The sequence below is a fragment of the Neobacillus vireti genome (assembly GCF_001026695.1).
Lineage (GTDB): Bacteria > Bacillota > Bacilli > Bacillales > Cytobacillaceae > Neobacillus > Neobacillus vireti.
This window is the reverse complement of record NZ_LDNB01000002.1, coordinates 230,544-248,242: the sequence shown is the minus strand read 5'-3', so window position 1 is coordinate 248,242 and position 17,699 is coordinate 230,544. Positions and strand designations below refer to the sequence as shown.

Below are 17,699 nucleotides of genomic sequence, written 5' to 3'. Positions count from 1 at the left end.
TGAAGTTTTTTCTGTAGAGGGTGTAAACAACTTCTCAAGCTGCTTCTAGTGTGTGGTTGGAATAGATTTTAAATTTAAGCTTTAACTTTTTCTTCCTCATTCCGGAGCATTCTCCTTAACAATTTACCAACTGAGGATTTAGGGAGATCATCCAGAATTTCGATTTCTCTCGGTACTTTATATGGAGCGAGGTTAATTTTCGCAAAAGCGATTAGTTTGTCTGGTGTAATTGAGATTCCTGCCTTAACCTTTACAAATGCTTTTACTGTTTCTCCGCGATATGTGTCAGGAATACCAACAACAATAGCCTCCTCGACCCCATCATGCTGGTACAATACTTCTTCAATCTCGCGAGGGTAAACGTTATAGCCGCTGGCAATAATAATGTCTTTCTTGCGATCTAATATATAGAAATAGCCATCTTCATCCATTTTGGCTATATCACCGGTAAAGAGCCAGCCTTCTTTTAACACCATCTCGGTATCACCTGGGCGTTTCCAATACCCTTTCATCACCTGCGGACCGCGCAAAATTAACTCACCTGCTTCGCCGACAGGAACGTCGACAATGCCTTCAGCCGTTTCCGTTACAATTCTCGCTTCTGTTCCAGGTAAGGGAATCCCTACACTTCCTAATTTGCGCGGTAAAAATGGAGGAGTAGAGATTGCAGATGGAGCCGTCTCTGAAAGTCCATAGCCATCTGCTAATTGTTTGCCTACTCTCTTTTCAAAGGATTTAACCTGTTCAACAGGAAGTGGTGCACCACCGCTGCTCAAATAATAAATATCGGCAATATTGCTATCTTCTAAATCAGGGTGGCTATTCAGAGCAAATATCATCGTTGGAACAGCCGTCATTTGGAATGGCTTTTCCCGTTTGATCAGTTCTAGTACTTCTTTAACATCAAAGCGAGGCAAGATGAGCTGGTTACCGCCAATTCTTATTCCCGATAAAGCATTACAAGAGAGCCCGTAAACATGAAACATCGGCAGGACACTGACAATTTTAAAGTTTTCTGGTTTTTCCTCGACAGCATTATAGGTGAAGTCACATACCTGAATAATATTGGCCAAAAGGTTATGATGGGTCAACATCACCCCTTTTGAAACCCCCGTTGTGCCGCCGGTATATTGTAAAATGGCAACATCTTCATTTATATCTATCGGAATTTCAGGAATTAGATTGTCATGTGTCAGAAAGTCTTCAAAATACAGGTCTCCGTCTGCAAGTTCAACTTTATTACCGCCAAAACCTACGACAATTACCTTTTTCAATGAAGTCCTTGGCTGAACTTGTTTTACTCTAGGATAAAGAGCTTCAAATACAACCATGTATTCTGCCTCGGAATCATTTAGGACATATTCAATTTCTCGTTCCACATACATCGGATTTACTTGCACGGCAACACCGCCTAATCGAAATGAGGCAAATAAACTAAAAATATAATGTGGGCAGTTCGGCAGCATAATCGCCATTCTGTCACCCTTTTTAAATCCAACTCGATATAATGAAGCAGCAAGCCATTCAGATATCATTCTCGTTTCTTTATAGCTCCATGACCTCCCGAAAAAGGTCAGTGCCGGCTTTTCATTATGAATATTTGCCGCCTGTTTCAAAAGATCGAATAACGAATCATACTCATTTGAAACATCTGCACTAATTCTTGGATCATAAAATTTTAACCATGGTTTTTTCTGATAATCCATATTTTTCCCCTCCTTATTTTTCCTTCAAATCCCAAACAATGAGAGCGATATCATCTTTAATTTAGAAGAATTAAAAGGATTTTTTATTTTTTTACTAAATCCCTTTATAAGCTTGACGGTAAATTTCTGCAAGTTCGGCTACTAGCGGCATTTTCGGATTGGCAATCGTATCTTGGTCGTCAAAGGCATGTTCCGCAAGGACGTCGACCTTACTTACGAATTCTATCTCATCGATACCATTCGCTTTGATGCTCATTGAAATATTCATTTCCTTGGCAAGTTCAATAATCTTATCGATTAGGCTATTTATTCCTTCCTCTGTCGTACTTGCAGGCAAACCTAGCATTTTAGCAATTTCTGCATAGCGTTTATCAGCAATGAAATGCTCATATTTAGGGAAGGTCATAAATTTATTTGGTTTTATTGAGTTAAAGCGAATGACATGCGGGAGCAGGATTGCATTTGCTCGTCCGTGTGGAATATTAAACTCGGCACCTAGAACATGGGCAAGGCTATGGTTAATCCCTAAGAAGGAATTCGCAAATGCCATTCCCGCAATCGTCGATGCGTTATGCATTTTTTCACGTGCCAGTTCATCGCTGCCATCCCGATAAGCTCTTGGCAAATATTCAAAAACAAGCTGAATTGCTTTTAAAGCCAGACCATCGGTATAATCATTTGCCAACACTGAAACGTACGCCTCAATCGCATGGGTTAAAACATCCATCCCAGTGTCAGCAGTTACAGATTTGGGAACTGTCATTACAAATTGCGGATCGATGATTGCTACATCTGGTGTCAGTTGAAAGTCAGCAAGCGGATACTTCCTATTTGCCTTTTTATCCGAAATAACGGAGAAGGCCGTAACCTCTGATCCTGTTCCAGAAGTTGTCGGAATGGCAATGAAATTTGCCTTATTACGCAGGGCAGGAAACTTTACTACTCTCTTACTCGGGTCAAAGAATTTTTGCGTTAATCTTTTAAAGTCGGTATCAGGGTGTTCGTAAAACAGCCACATCGCTTTTGCTGCATCCATGACTGAACCTCCGCCAAGGGCAATGATAAAGTCAGGCTGAAACTTCCTCATCCGTTCCGCCCCATTCATAACGGTTTCGATGCAAGGTTCAGGTTCAATATCAAAGAAAACCTCAGATTGGATGTGGTTTGGATTCATTTTTAAATAATATTGGACTTTATCAACATAGCCGTTTTTCATCGAGCTTCCACTTGTAACAATAAACGCCCGCGAAATTCCAGGAATAGCAGCAAGCGTCTGAATTGAGTTTCTCTCAAAGAATACTTGTGAAGGGATTTTAAACCATTGAGTTATCGTTCTTCGTTTTGCGACTTTCTTGATATTAATTAAATTTGCTGCTCCAACATTCTGTGACACAGAGTTCCCTCCATAGGTCCCGCACCCAATTGTTAAGGACGGTAAAGATGTGTTATATATATCCCCGATTGCTCCATGTGTGGATGGTGTATTGACAATAATTCGGCCCGCTTTCATCCTTGCAGCGAAACTATCAATCACATCCTGATCAGAGGTATGGATGGCGGCAGAGTGACCAAGACCTCCATATTCCAACGTTTCTTCAGCAATAAGGAGACCTTCAGCAAAACTATTCACCTTATAACACGCTAAAATTGGGCTTAACTTTTCACACGATAACGGGTATTTCGGTCCTACTCCTTCTAATTCTGCGATTAAAATCTTCGTTTTTACAGGGACATTTATCCCAGCCATTTTGGCAATCATAAACGCCGGTAATCCGACAATCATCGGGTTAAGGGAAGACGTTTTTGAGTCAATGGCAATTCGCTCTAACATTTTCCGCTCTTCTTCATTTAGGAAATAACAGTTGTTCATTACTAATTCATTTCTTACTTCCTGATAAATCTCGTTATCAATAATAAGTGCTTGTTCCGAAGCACAGATCATGCCGTTGTCAAAGGTTTTCGATAATATAAGGTCGTTGACTGCGCGTTTAATATTGGCCGTTTTTTCAATATAACAAGGCACGTTTCCGGCGCCAACGCCAAGTGCAGGTTTCCCGGAACTGTAAGCGGCTGTAACTAGATTCGGCCCTCCAGTTGCAAGGATGAGTGAAATCTTTGGATGTTTCATTAAGGTTTGGAAAGCTTCATGGGATGGTATTTCAATCCACTGGATGCAGTTCTCAGGAGCACCAGCCTTTATTGCAGCTTCTCTTAGCAGCTTGGCTGTAATCACGCAGCATTTTTGCGCATATTTAGGAAAGGCAAAGATGATTGGATTTCTCGTTTTAAGTGAAATCAAAGATTTAAAGATGACAGTGGAAGTTGGATTTGTAATTGGGATAACTCCTGCAATGACACCTACTGGCTCGGCCATCTCAACCATATCCTCGTTCTCATTTTCACTTATTACGCCCACCGTTTTCATATCCCTAATATTGTTGTAAATACATTCTGTAGCAAACATATTTTTGAAAACTTTATCCTCATAAACGCCTCTTTTTGTTTCTTCTACTGCTAGCTTAGCTAACTCCCTATGGTTTTCAAGAGCGGTTAGTGCCGTCTGTTTAACTATTTCGTCAACCATTTCCTGGTTGTAGCAACGGAATTCCCTCAAAGCCATTGCTCCGTTTTTCGCCAAGACATCAATCATCGCAGCGATATTAAGGTTCTCATGTAAAACTTTTTCCTTTACTGCCATCGAACATCCCTCCAGGATTATCAATCTTTTAAAAATAACATTATGTTGGCATTTGAACGCCTGTTAAACTATTTTCCTTCACTCCTTTTCCAATCTGGATAAAATATATCATGTATACTATTCCGAAAATTGTCGAAATTTGAACACAAATGAATGAATAACCATTCATTTTTCAAAAATTCATTAAATGTTCATACTTTCCAATAACAAAAAACCCACAAACTCTTAACGATTAAGAGTTTGTGGGTTTAAAAAGCCTTATCAACCAGTATTGCGTAACCCCGCGGATATGCCGCTAATTGTTAGCAATACTTCGGTTAGAAGTTCATCATTTGGCTCATCTTGTTTGCGCAATTCTTTAATTAGTTCTACCTGTAAAAAGTTTAACGGGTCAACATACGGATTTCGCCGATACACTGATTCTTGGATATTTGGGGTATGATCAAGTAATTCATTATCGCCTGTAATCTGAAGTAAAATATCTTTTGTTCTTTCAAACTCTTCGTGAATATTATTAAATATCCTTTCAGCAATTGCGGGATCCTCAACAAGTGTTAAATATTCTTTAGCAGTTGTTATATCTGCTTTCATTAATGCCATCTGAAGATTATCAATCGTCGATTGAAAGAATGGCCACTTCACATACATTTCCTGCAGTTGCTGCAAATTTTGATTCCCTTTCGAAGCAAAACTGGCCAGTCCTGTACCAGCAGCATACCAAGCCGGAAGCAATTGACGACTTTGTGTCCAAGCAAATACCCATGGAATCGCTCTTAAGTCTTCAAATCGGCCGCGATTTTTCCGGCTCATCGGTCGTGAGCCAATATTTAAATCGCCTAATTCCCTTAAAGGGGTAGCTTCCGTAAAGTAGGTAAGGAAATCTGGGTCGCCAAACACAAGCGATTGATATTTAGCCAACGCAGCAGCTGAAATTTCCTCAATTGCCTCTTCCCAATCTGGTTCACGAAGCTGCCCATGTGCTGATTCTTTAGAGACATGCGCTGCTGCCAGAAGCAAGGTAGATGTCGCTTGCTCCAAGCTGCGATAAGCAATATCCTCAAGCAGATACCTTGAAGATAAGACCTCACCTTGTTCGGTAATTTTGACTCCATCCCCGATTGTTTCCGCTGGTTTGGATAAGATACTTTTATTTAATGGACCGCCGCCGCGTCCTAACGAACCGCCGCGGCCATGGAAGAATTTCAGTGCAATTTGATATCTTTTCGCCATTTCGTGAATTTCAATTTGCGCTTTATACAGCTTCCAGTTGGCAGTTAACGTCCCGCCGTCTTTACTTCCGTCCGAATAACCAAGCATTATCTCCTGCTGGTCGCCCAGTATTTGTAAATGATTTCGATAAACCGGCATCTCGAATAGCGTTTCCATGATTTTTGGACCTGCGCTTAAATCGTCAATTGTTTCTAGTAATGGTGCAACATGTAAATGGCTTTCCAATATTCCATCTGCATGGAGACGGTAGATGCCTGCCTCTTTTGCTAAAACAAGCACCTCTAACAGGTCGCTTGGTGATTTTGTCATACTGACAAGGTAAACGGAAATCGACCGTTTTCCGAATTCATCATGAGCCTTCTTTATCATTTGGAACACTTTAATCATTTCCTGTGTTTCCGCTGAGTAATCCTCATTCAATAATAGGAGCGGGCGCGGATCCAAGAGGACTTTTTGCAAAATCTCTACTTTTTCATCTTCAGAAAGTAGTGCATAATTTTCAGAAAGACGGACTTTACGCAGTATTTCTGTGATTGCTGCCTCATGCTCACCGCTATGGTTGCGGATATCCAGTGTCGCTAAGTGAAATCCAAATAGCTGAACTTGACGAATCAGCTTTTGAATCGTTTTTAGTTCATGGGCAGCTGGGTGATGTTGATTTAAGCTTCTATTAATGATGGATAAATCCTCTAATAATTCTTCAGCAGATTGATAGCCTAAGTCTGATTTCCCTGCTTGCTTTACCCGCTCAATCATTATGGCAAAGGCACGGCGATAGACTTCTGTTTTTACTGGCCATATTTTCTCTTCGCTTAAAAATAAATCCTCTTTGCTCTCGAGAAAAGCGAGAAGCTCCTCGCTAACCTCAACCCTTGTTGTCGAATGGCTATATCGTTTCATTAAATCAACTAAAACATTTTTATATTTTTTTAGAACAAGTCTTCTTTGCCGTTCTAATGTTTCCCATGTCACATCATGGGTAACGTTGGGATTTCCATCACGATCACCGCCAATCCATGATCCAAACCGAAGGAAATTAGGAACCTCCCACGAAGACTGCGAATAATTTTTTTCAAGACAATTTGCTACTTCCTGATGAATTTCCGGCAGTACATCAAAAAGGGTTTGGTCAAAATAATACAGTCCGTTACGGACCTCGTCCAAAACGGTTGGCTTATGGTGCCGTAATTCATCCGTCTGCCAAAGAATAGTCACTTCATTAAACAAGCTCTCTTCCAGCTTTTTTTGTTCTCTGTTCGTAAGTAACGGATGGTCCAGATTTTTTAAAATAACAGCAATTCGCTGCTGTATTTCAAGAATAGAGCGCTTTGTTGCCTCAGTGGGGTGAGCCGTAATAACTAATTCAAGAGACAATGTATCGAGGATATTTTGAATCCTATCTTCTTTAATATTGTTCTCTTTAAGTGCAACTACCGCGCTCTCAATTGAGGCTGGCTGCACAACAGAATCGTCTTGAAGATGGTAATGTCTCCTCCTCCGAATTCGGTGATTCTGCTCTGCCGCGTTAATTAAATGGAAATACATTGAAAAGGCTCGAATCACTTGTTTTCTCATAGGAGGATTTATGCCAGAAATTTCTTCTTTTAAGGCATCATAAATTTCTTGGTCAAAATCAGTCCTTAGTGTTTTACACATCAATCGTATTTTCTCGACCTTGTCAAATAGTTCTAAACCGCCATGATTGACAAGAATTTCGCCGAGTATTTTTCCAAGTAATTTTACATCGCGACGCAATGGAAGACTGCTGTCATTTAATTTCAAATCTGCTGCCATATCTTTCACCTTCTCTTTATCAAAAGATTCGCTTAATTTTTAACTATTAATATAACATATCTTATGAAACATGTTCAATAGTTAACTTACTTTATCATTTTAAGCCAAAATAGAAAAACCTGCGCGTCCAGCAGGTTTTTCATCTTACTTTTACTATCTGTCCCTTCATGTTCTTCTTTTAAATTCTTCTAACTTTGAAGAGATGGCTGCAGCCACTTCTTCTGCAGTTTTAGGAATTGCGGTTTTAAAAAGTGAGTTCGCTAATGTCCCCAGGGTCCCGCTGGCATTAATGTCGATGAAGCCTGTTATCCGTGTTTTATTTTTGTTAATTGCTTTTGCTTCAAAATACCCCTCACCAATATACTTTTCATTCGACCTTTTTAAATCAAAGCTTATTCTTGCTGGTTCATTCCACTCTTTTATATCAATCAATAAGTTAACCTTTTTTTTCATAATGCCGAGGCTGCTCTTAAACTCCCAAGTGATTTGGCGGTCATTAATTTTTTCATGATAAATATAACCAGGTACAAGTGGTGCCCAATTATCTTCATCCCTAATAAAGTCCCAAATCACCTCAATTGGGATATCTAATTCTACTTGTTGTAAATCACTTGGCATTTATATCCCTCTTTCAGTTTCGAAATAAAAGACCTTCAATGATTGAAGGTCTTTTAATAAGATATATGATGATTTATGTGATTATAGAATTTATTTTTTACGGAAGGCAAGAACTAAGGCCACTAGTGAGAGTAATGCTGCTGCACCTGATAATATAAGCGGAAGAGAATCGGACGTTTCTTCCTCTTTCTCTGCCTCAGATGTTTTTGCCTTATCTGTTTTTTCAGCATGTTCTGTTGTCGCCGTATCATGATGGTCGCTTGATGTCGAAGTCACAATATCCGTAACCGAATGTGGGGAATCAGAACCTTCCTCGCCTGTCCACTCTACGATACTGCCATCTTTGTAATATTGAAATGCATCCCAGGCAGCTTTTGCAGCTTTATCAGGATTTTTTGCCACAAACACAAATTGTTGGAATTGCCCAGGTAGAATCCCTTCTCCTGTTGCTTCAAATGTAAAGGATTTTACTTTACCACTGGCATCCTTGTCAGCCGTATAAGTCCAGCCTGGAACCGGTTGATAAGACATAACCTCTACTCCCTCTGGAGCCTTTACTGTTACCTTTGTTGTAGCAATATCTTTTTCAACAGGAACCTTTAACGTATAGGTTTCCCAGGCACCGGTTGCAGAAGTTTTCGGTGCCACCGTCACATGAGCGCTGGCAATATTTGAAAAGAAAAACAAACTAATTACTGCTGGAATAAATACTTTCGAAACGTTAACCATCATTTTTTTCATTTCTATTCTCCTCGAATGTTTTTTTATTGACTTCCCACCAAACAGCGGAAATCGGTATCAATGCTTTCCAATGACTTTGTCAGAACGTGTACATGAATGTCCCAATGACCAGCCATGGTGAAATGCAAACCTTGTGCTTCGTACTTGCCTTCAGCAACTTTTTTTAAGTCAACTGTTTCTTCCCCCATGTCCATATCAAGCATCGTAAAGGTTAAGTGAATTTGCTCAACATCCTTGATTGCCCGTCCTTGACGGTCTTTTAAGGAAACTTCAAATAAATTTTCACCAACAATATTAGGGGTTGCACTTAATGTCACTTGATTACCATGAATCAGCGTTTTTGTTTCTTTAAATGGCCCGGGGGATTGCATCGCAGTTGGTAAATTGGTTAAAACGACGGAAATAACAAGGATAACCAAACCAATAGAAAGTTCACCCCATAATGATACTTTCAGTCCTTTATTCTTATCCCTTTTTCCTTTTATAAAATTCACTGCTGCAAGGAGAAGCATCAATAGAAACAAAATAACTTTACTAGATAAAACCTTTCCATAGTCCGTTTGAATAAGGGTCGAAGCGTTGGGAACATGGAGCAAGCTGCTAAAAACTCCCGTCAAGGTTAACAAAAGTACTAGGGTAATCCCCCAATTAGAGAATCTTTTTATCATTAGGAAAAAATATTCCTTTGTTTCAGTGTTTTTTCGCAATGGCAGTAAAACTACAAACCCGATTAAACTTCCTATCCAAATCGATGCAGCTAGTAAATGGATAAAGTCCATGGATATCGTCAGTAACGGGTTGATTTGTGTGGCGGCATGACTTGTGAACGCCTTTGTTAACAGTAACCCTGCCCCTAAACAGAAGCAGACCCACAAAACACTTCGTTTAATAGCTTCTGCCATCCAGATAAATGACGTCATATAGCCCAGCGTTAGAAGGATTATTACTTGAAAAATCCAGGTTTGACCAAACGTCGTGTTTCCGATAATATTTCCTAAGAATTGAAAGCTAAGTACTTCATTCCAAGGTAAACCAGCCTCAATTGTTGCTTCCAATGGAAGGCTTAACATAATACTTAGAAAAAGCGCGACGAAGCTCGTAATGATGCCCCGTAGGAATTTATTATTAACTAATCTGTTATCCTGAATCGCTTTTGGTACAATTAACATGTAAAAAAACAATAGCCCGAGATAGCAAGCATTACTTATGTATTGCAGCCAACGAATAATAATAAGGTCTCCCTTGGGTGTATAGCCTTGCGTTTCATTAATTCCAGCAGTTGAATCAATAACTTCAGCACCAACTTGAAAGCCAATTACTCCCTGAACAGGGTGGCCGTCGCTTGAAACAGCCTTCCACTTAATTCGATATGTACCATCAGGAAGATTCGGCTTTAATCCGCTCTTTAGGATTGCAGGTTGACTTGGATCAACCCCTCCATTTTCTTTATCCACTCGATTTCCTTGCGAATCAAACACCTTGATTGAATTAAAAGTTGGCTGGATCGATTCATTAAATTGAATCATTACCTCGGTAGGCGCTTTTTCAAGAATCTCATCTTCAAATGGTGTCGATTTTTTTATATAAGCGTGTGCAGAAAAGATAGTCGGAAATAAAAATAGAAAAAGAGAAATGATCACAATGAATGTACTAATTTTTATTTTTATATTCAATCTATCAATCCCCTTTAATTTAGGCGTTCATGACTACAAGAACAGCCTTTGCTGCCATTCATCCGTTTTTCAATTTCTTCTATTGCCTCATCAAAACGTAAAATAATCCCGCCAAATCCCCTTTGAAATTGTTCCGTTTGTTTCAGAGATCCAAATGTTAATACTTGTGGCTGGCAACAATTCAAGTTAAAATCAGTATCCATTAAGTAATAGGCCATTTTTGCACTAATCGTTGAATTCTGAAGGAAATCACGGCAAATAATTTGCGAAACTTCCTTTTCGATATTCTTGTATCTTAGTAACCCGCAATGAGGGCAGCATAGCTGCTCTACTCTTGAATCATTGGTAATAATTTGAATCGGGTGACGGTTATGTAATTCCTTCAAACAATAACTGCAGACATTCGAAGGAGGATTCACGATAGGTGCTAAAGAAATTCCGCCGGAAGTTTTGCTAATCACATTTTCTTCTAATAAGGGCTTTATATCTCGATACACCGTCATTTCAGATACATGCAGCCGAGTGCTAATTTCCGAAATTGGTAATGATCCTTCTTTATCCAACCATTTTATAATTTGCTGCCTTCGCTCAATCGGTAACATGTTTATCCCCTTTCTTTCTACATTTCTCCCTCCTTGTTCTTTAGTTTAATCAACATTAGTAACATACACAATATATTAATAGGAGTAATTTGTGAATAATTGTTGAACATTCACATTTTCAAACATAAAATAACATTTTTTTAATATCTTTTACCTTTTTGAAACTTTTTAAACAAGCAACAAAGAAAAAGACGGTGCCTATAAGGACCGTCTTCAACTGCTTATTTTTTGATCTTATCTAAGGCGCGCTGAGCTTCTTTTTGCGCTTCCTTCAATGCCTTCTCAGCGGAAATCCCTTCAATTTCTACTTTGTCTGCTGCCTTTACGAGGGCATCATATATTTTTCCGCCTGTAGGGTCAACAAAAGGCGGAGTTGCAATCTGTGCCTGTTGGAGCGGTACTTTAATTTGCGGATTCTTTTCAGCAAACTCTTTGTAGGCTGAAACTTCCTCTGCTGACTTTCTCACTGGAATATAACCAGAATTAATCGACCAGTCAGCCATGTTTTCGGCATTTGTAAAAAACTTCAACCATTTAAATGCTGCTTTCTTTTCTTTTTCTGAAGCAAGGGCCGGAATGGCTCCCAAATGGGCCGCCGCGTGCGGGGCTGCCTGTTTCCCTTCCCAGCCAGGCTGCGGTGTTGCAGCGAGGATGGAGAAGTCTAAATCTCCTTGGTCGCCACTTGAGCCAGTGTAACCGGCTGCGCGGCCTTGGATGACGTCATCAATCGTTTTGTACCAATATTCCCAGCCCTGGCCATCGTGGTGAATCGCCATTGTTTTATCATCATGAATTCCTTTTCTAAAGAATTCCCAGGAATCAATCCATTCTGGAGAATCAATTAACACTTTCTTGCCATCTTTGCTTAAATATTTCGCTCCATTACTAAGCGCGGCATCAATCAGATTGTCTGGTCCCCACATTGGCTCCCATCCATAAACTTCTGTTTTGCCTCCATTGTTCTTTGTTAACTGTTTTGCTGCTTCCGCAAGCGATTCCCACGTATTCAGCTTATCCTGGGAAATGCCTGCTTGTTCAAACATATCCTTTCGGTAATAAAGAACTTGTGTGGTTCCGTAAAGTGGCAATGCGTACTGTTCACCGTTAATCGTACCCTGCTGATAAAATGCATCAATAAAATCTTCTGGTTTGAAGTCGGCATCGTCTTTGATGTATTTTGTCATTGACGCTAACGTTCCTTTTTTCGCAAAGGCATTCATCGGGTCGTTTTTAATCAGGAAAGCTGCCGGGACTTTTTTCGCTGCAATTGCCGCCTGCAGCTTCTGCAGTGTTTCATCATATGACCCTTGCGCTACACCGATTACTTTCACTTCATTCTGGCTTTTGTTAAATTCTTTAATTCTATTTTCAACACTTTCGCCAAGCTTTCCGCCGAGGCCATACCAAAACTCAATTTCAACGGGTCCATCCGCAGACGATTTCGCTGAGGAGCAACCGGAAATCATGGACACTAGTAGTATAATAATCGCAGTAAATGAGATAAGCTTTTTTGTTAACATATCATTTTCCCCCTTTATCCTTTTAACCCCTGGTCACTTATGCCAGAGATAATCCATTTTTGAACAAACACAAACAAAATTAACAGCGGCAGCACTGTAAAAGCGCTTGCAGCCATAATGAGCGGCCATTGCATTCCATATGCACCCTCTTGAATGAAAAACTGTCTCAGCCCAGTAGTAATCAAATACTTACTTTCACTCCTGGTAATCAATGTTGGCCAAAGGTAATTATTATAGTTTTGCACAAAACTAATTAACGAAAAAGTAATAAATGTTGCTTTTGTAGTTGGAAAAATAATTTTCCAAATGATCGTCCAGTGCCTTGCACCGTCAACCCGTGCTGCCTCAATTAACTCTTTCGGAACTTGAAGGAACGCCTGCCTAAACAGGAAGATCCCGAATACGCTGGCGGCATTGGATAAAATCAAGCCTGAATACGTATCTAGTAAATTAAAGTCAGCTAAAATGACATAACTTGGTACGTATGTGGCCGCAACTGGCAGCATATAGGTAATCAAAATAATCGAAAATAGCAGGTTTCTTCCTTTAAACCTTAATTGCGTGACGGCGTAAGCAATTAGGGCCGAATTTACCACTTGAATCAACACAATTGCACTTGCCGTAAAAATGCTATTAAAAATATACTGATTAAATGGTGCCATTGCCCACGCATCGGCAAAATGGTGCCACATCGGCTTATTCGGCCATAACGTCGGAGGAAATTGCCAAATTTCATCCTTCGTTTTCAGGGCACTGATCACCATCCACAAAAAAGGAAAGACCATCGACAAGCTGAAGAAAATTAACACTATGTGCTTTACCCATAAAACAGGTGCCTTTTTCAATACCTAGCCCCCTTTTTGCTATTGGTAGTGAACCCATCGTTTTGAAAAAATAAACTGGAAAAATGAAAATGCTGCTGTAATCACTACTAACAAGATGGCAGTCGCAGTGGCTTTCCCCATATTAAATTCTTCAAATGCCGTTTGATAGTAGAAATAAAGCATTGTTCTTGTACTTCCTGCTGGACCTCCCTGTGTTAAAACCTGAATCTGGTCATAGGCCTGGAGCGCATCAATGGACGTAATCACAATCAAAAACAGCGTCGTTGGTGAAATAAATGGGATTGTAATATGTAAAAATTGGCGCCATTTGCTTGCCCCATCCAACGAAGCGGCTTCATAAAGGCTGACAGGAACTTTTTTCAAGGCATTCAAATAAAAAATCATCGCCCAGCCGACACCTTTCCAGATACTCACGATAATGACCGCCGGCATTGCCCAAGTCGAGCTTGATGTCCATCCAAGTGCGGGAAGTTGAAGAAGGTTCAGGACCCAATTCGCTAAGCCTACATTCGGCTCATAAATCCACGACCAAACAATCGAAACCGCAACAGTCGGAGTAACCCAAGGTGAAAAGATTAATGTCCGGTATATCCCCATTCCTTTACCATTTCCGCTGACTAATAAAGCAAGCATTAGGCCTCCCGCAACACAAGGAATGACCACTCCCATCGAAAAAACCACTGTATTTACTAGTACTGAATAAAACCCCGGGTCGGTTAGCAAGTCAGTATAATTACTGAATCCAACAAAATCATATTCCGGGCTGATGTAGTCCCAATCAGTAAAGCTAATGTACAGTGATTTACCCATAGGATAAATCCAAAATATGATGAGCGGAATGATAGCAGGCAGAATAAACAATAAAGGTGTGAGGGATAATTTTCTTCTCGGTCTTTTTATCGCTAATAACTGCTTATTTGACTTTAGCTTTGCAGCAGGGACACCCATTGTCGACCACTCCTTTCAATTTATGAACATTAAAATAGATTATATATTCATTTATTGAATGCATTTTCATCATAACAATGGTTCCCTTTTATGTAAATAAAAATTTTAAAAAATTGTCATATTTTCTGTATTGCTTGTCAAATGGAAAAAAATAAAAAACCGCCTGGGCACCCAAGCGGTTTTAACTTATTGTTTTATGATTTTAAGATTCTTCGCGCTTCCAAAAGCCGTTGTATTCCGGTTGTTATTTTAACACCGAAAAAAACATCACTCATGATGGACTTCTTTAAGTGGCAGGAGTACTCATAATTCAGTCCGGATATCCCATAATTCAGAGAAGAACCGATGATCAAGTACCTTTTTCAAATAATTTACGCCGGATGATCCACCAGTTCCCGGCTTGAATCCGATGATGCGCTCAACCGTCTTCATATGGCGAAAACGCCATTGCTGTAACCAGTCTTCTATGTCTACAAGCTTTTCAGCCAATTGATACAAATCCCAATACTGATCAACATTTTTGTATACTTCCAGCCACGCCTTTTTAACAGACGCATCGTTTTTGTAGGGAATCGAATAGTCTCGATTAAGGACCTCTGGATTAATATCGAATCCTGCTTTAGCGAGCGCTTTAATGGATACATCATAAATACTTGGCGCATGAAAGGCTTTTTCTAACTGACTGTAAAGACTAGGGTCCTTTTTATAGATCTTTAAAATATGGCTTGTTTTATAGCCAAGGGCAAATTCAATCATTCGATATTGATAGGATTGGAAACCAGACGCCTGACCCAATGAATCCCTAAATTCCATATATTCTGATGGGGTTAACGTGGAAAGGACATCCCAGGCAGATATGATTTGGGCTTGAATTTTGGATACCCGCGCTAATCGCTTAAAAGCAGTTGATAATTCATCCCGTTGTATGCATTCGATAGCTGAATTTACCTCATGGAGAATGAGCTTCATCCAAAGCTCGCTTACCTGGTGGATGATAATAAAAAGCAGTTCATCATGATGATCTGATAATCTAACCTGACTAGACAAAATTTTGTCTAAAGATAAATATTCCCCGTAGGTCATCGTGTTTAAAAAATCAGTATGAATATTTTTTTCAGCATCAACTGCGGATTTCTCATTACCCTTCTTTTCATTCAAGTCTATTCACCCCTTAAATGATATTGCGTTTATAACACCCCATATAATACAGGTAAGTTAATATAACTTTGGTATTGTTCATTATGGAAAATAGATTGCTGTACAATCATTGTTTCAGAATCTTCGTATGGATTCTTTCCTGTATTGGTATTCGGAAAAGCAACAAACTTACTAGAAGAGGTAATTGAAAACCGAATTTTACGACCCTTTTTAAAAGTATGAGCAATGTTTTGCAGAAAAATGGTGTATTTCTCAATTTTCCCTGGAGTTAGCAGTTCAGGAGCATCGTAGCCATTACGGTATTTTGCCCTGACAATATAATCGGAAAGGCGAATCGAATTTCCGGCTTCATCAACCTCACTCAAGGTCACAACCCAATCCGTATCCATCCCCGTACTTGAAGCATAAATTTCAGCAGATAGTTCCCCGGCAACCGCCACGTCTCCCCCTAAAGCCTCGCTTGTATAAACAAGAATATCATTTCTAAGTTCAAATTTATTGAGAATTTCCGGCTCTCTTTCTCCGCTAAATTCAAACGGGTTATTGGGATTATAAATAAATGAATCTGCTGGTGAATCTGCTGGCGGGGACGTACGTAACACACCATCGCCATAACTGGAATTCGCATGCCCATTACTAGCTAAATAAATTTTTGTTACAGTCGCCTCTTCTGGTGTCCAATTATTGGACGTCTTCCATTCATTATCGCCAACAACATAGTAGGTTGCTCTTGGTTCATGATCAATCCCATTTTCAATTCCTTTTAAAAAGCGGTCAAACCATCTAAGCACCATAACATCATAATCATAAACAACGGCATCATTGCTAAAACTGGCACCTTGATAATCTCTCGCCCTATTTGGATTATGCTCCCAAGGTCCGAGCCAGATTTTTCGATTTGCTACATCGTGTTCGGTTAACATTCTCCATGTTTCAGACACGCCCGGGCTATCGCCATCATACCAACCGGAAATAACAAACATAGGAACTTTTACTTGGTCCCCTCGTTTGGAAAACGTACAATTCTCCCAAAACTCGTCATACTCGGGGTGTTCACTCCAAATATCCCACGGGCCAGAATTCTTCCCAATGATTTTTTGCGGAATTTCCTTTATTGGCCTAGCATCGACAGCTTCTTCAACGCTCACTGTTTGCCCCGCAAATATTTCAAAATCCGTTCTCGTACCAACCGATTGTGCCAATGTCCAACTTAACAATGGCCAGGAGCAAACGGTTCCACCACGTCTTACTGTATCAATGAAGGGTGAACCAACATTTACTTCATCAACCACTGCCTTTAAATTGGGATGACCGCTTGTTGCCGCCGACACAACAACATATCCTAAATAAGAAGCCCCCCACATCCCAACATTCCCATCTGACCATTCTTGTTTGATGATCCAATCGATTGTGTCACTCCCGTCATCTCGTTCGTGATAAAATGGCACCAATTCTCCTTCCGAATCAGCACGGCCCCTTACATCCTGGTTCACTACGGCATAACCTTTATTAACCCATCTCATTAAAAATTCCTTTTTCCCATTCCGGTCATAACACGATCTTATTAAAATGGTTGGTATCTTTTGACCCTTTTCAATCCCCTCCGGCAGATAGACATCTGTCGCTAATTTAATCCCATCTCTCATTGGGATTAAATAGGTTCCACAATCATTAATTCCATAATCAGCTTTTGATAACAACGGGTCATCGTAAACAACTAGAGGTGTCAGTTTTTCAAATCCTTCCTTTACGATGATTTCCATCCCATTTCGATTTGGACAGACAAAGGCAATGATTTCTCCTTCCACCGTGACGATATCTAACGCTGTACCATTTCTAAATGCCCAAACCTGTGATGTTAGCTGTTGCCCTTCGATAGCTGCTTGATAGGTAAGATGACTTTTATATAAATCGCCATTTTCTAGGACAACTTCATCTTCTGTCCATTGCGCCTTTATATAATGATTGATATTTTCATAGATTTTTTGAAAAGGAATATTTGCTTTAAGGTTTGCAGCAATTACATCTTCCTGCATTTGTGTCCTTTGACGCCGATCCACTTTCGCATGCATGATGTTTTTTTCAGTGAAGTGAATTTTCCCCTCAAATACACCTGCGCAATAATAATTAAAAATCGTTGTATTTAAATAACTGCTCATGCTTCCA

The 17,699-nt window shown here is 39.8% G+C and carries 12 protein-coding genes; all 12 read right to left on the bottom strand.

The features are described 5' to 3' along the window. Positions 1-74: 74 nt before the first annotated feature. Entirely contained in the window at positions 75-1,706 is a 1,632-nt protein-coding gene (locus AA980_RS01540; RefSeq protein ID WP_024031093.1) for a long-chain-fatty-acid--CoA ligase, read from the bottom strand. 94 nt (positions 1,707-1,800) lie between these two features. Continuing rightward, positions 1,801-4,404: a bifunctional acetaldehyde-CoA/alcohol dehydrogenase gene (gene adhE, locus AA980_RS01535; protein ID WP_024031092.1), complete on the bottom strand. Its 2,604-nt coding sequence runs from the start codon at positions 4,402-4,404 to the stop codon at positions 1,801-1,803. A 261-nt stretch (positions 4,405-4,665) separates the two neighbouring features. Beyond that, a complete protein-coding gene (ppc, locus tag AA980_RS01530; RefSeq protein ID WP_024031091.1) occupies positions 4,666-7,428 on the bottom strand; it encodes a phosphoenolpyruvate carboxylase in 2,763 nt (920 codons plus the stop codon). Between the two features lie 165 nt (positions 7,429-7,593). After that, entirely contained in the window at positions 7,594-8,046 is a 453-nt protein-coding gene (locus AA980_RS01525; RefSeq protein WP_024031090.1) for a CoxG family protein, read from the bottom strand. Between the two features lie 90 nt (positions 8,047-8,136). Continuing rightward, entirely contained in the window at positions 8,137-8,778 is a 642-nt protein-coding gene (locus AA980_RS01520) for a YcnI family copper-binding membrane protein (RefSeq protein ID WP_407937449.1), read from the bottom strand. A gap of 32 nt (positions 8,779-8,810) precedes the next feature. Continuing rightward, positions 8,811-10,460, bottom strand: coding sequence for a copper resistance CopC/CopD family protein (locus tag AA980_RS01515; RefSeq protein WP_024031088.1), 1,650 nt, complete (start codon positions 10,458-10,460; stop codon positions 8,811-8,813). Positions 10,461-10,474: 14 nt separating this feature from the next. Beyond that, a complete protein-coding gene (locus AA980_RS01510; protein WP_024031087.1) occupies positions 10,475-11,062 on the bottom strand; it encodes a DeoR family transcriptional regulator in 588 nt (195 codons plus the stop codon). Positions 11,063-11,283: 221 nt separating this feature from the next. Then, positions 11,284-12,582: an ABC transporter substrate-binding protein gene (locus AA980_RS01505; RefSeq protein ID WP_024031086.1), complete on the bottom strand. Its 1,299-nt coding sequence runs from the start codon at positions 12,580-12,582 to the stop codon at positions 11,284-11,286. Between the two features lie 14 nt (positions 12,583-12,596). Beyond that, positions 12,597-13,427: a carbohydrate ABC transporter permease gene (locus AA980_RS01500; RefSeq protein WP_024031085.1), complete on the bottom strand. Its 831-nt coding sequence runs from the start codon at positions 13,425-13,427 to the stop codon at positions 12,597-12,599. A gap of 18 nt (positions 13,428-13,445) precedes the next feature. Next, positions 13,446-14,375 carry a carbohydrate ABC transporter permease gene (locus AA980_RS01495; protein WP_024031084.1) on the bottom strand — a complete coding sequence of 310 codons (930 nt, stop codon included), beginning with the start codon at positions 14,373-14,375 and terminating at the stop codon, positions 13,446-13,448. A gap of 303 nt (positions 14,376-14,678) precedes the next feature. Continuing rightward, positions 14,679-15,533: a tryptophan 2,3-dioxygenase gene (gene kynA, locus AA980_RS01490; protein WP_024031083.1), complete on the bottom strand. Its 855-nt coding sequence runs from the start codon at positions 15,531-15,533 to the stop codon at positions 14,679-14,681. A 29-nt stretch (positions 15,534-15,562) separates the two neighbouring features. Further along, the gene (locus AA980_RS01485; protein WP_024031082.1) at positions 15,563-17,692 is read right to left on the bottom strand and encodes a CocE/NonD family hydrolase; all 2,130 of its coding nucleotides are present in this window, start codon (positions 17,690-17,692) and stop codon (positions 15,563-15,565) included. Positions 17,693-17,699 lie beyond the last annotated feature (7 nt).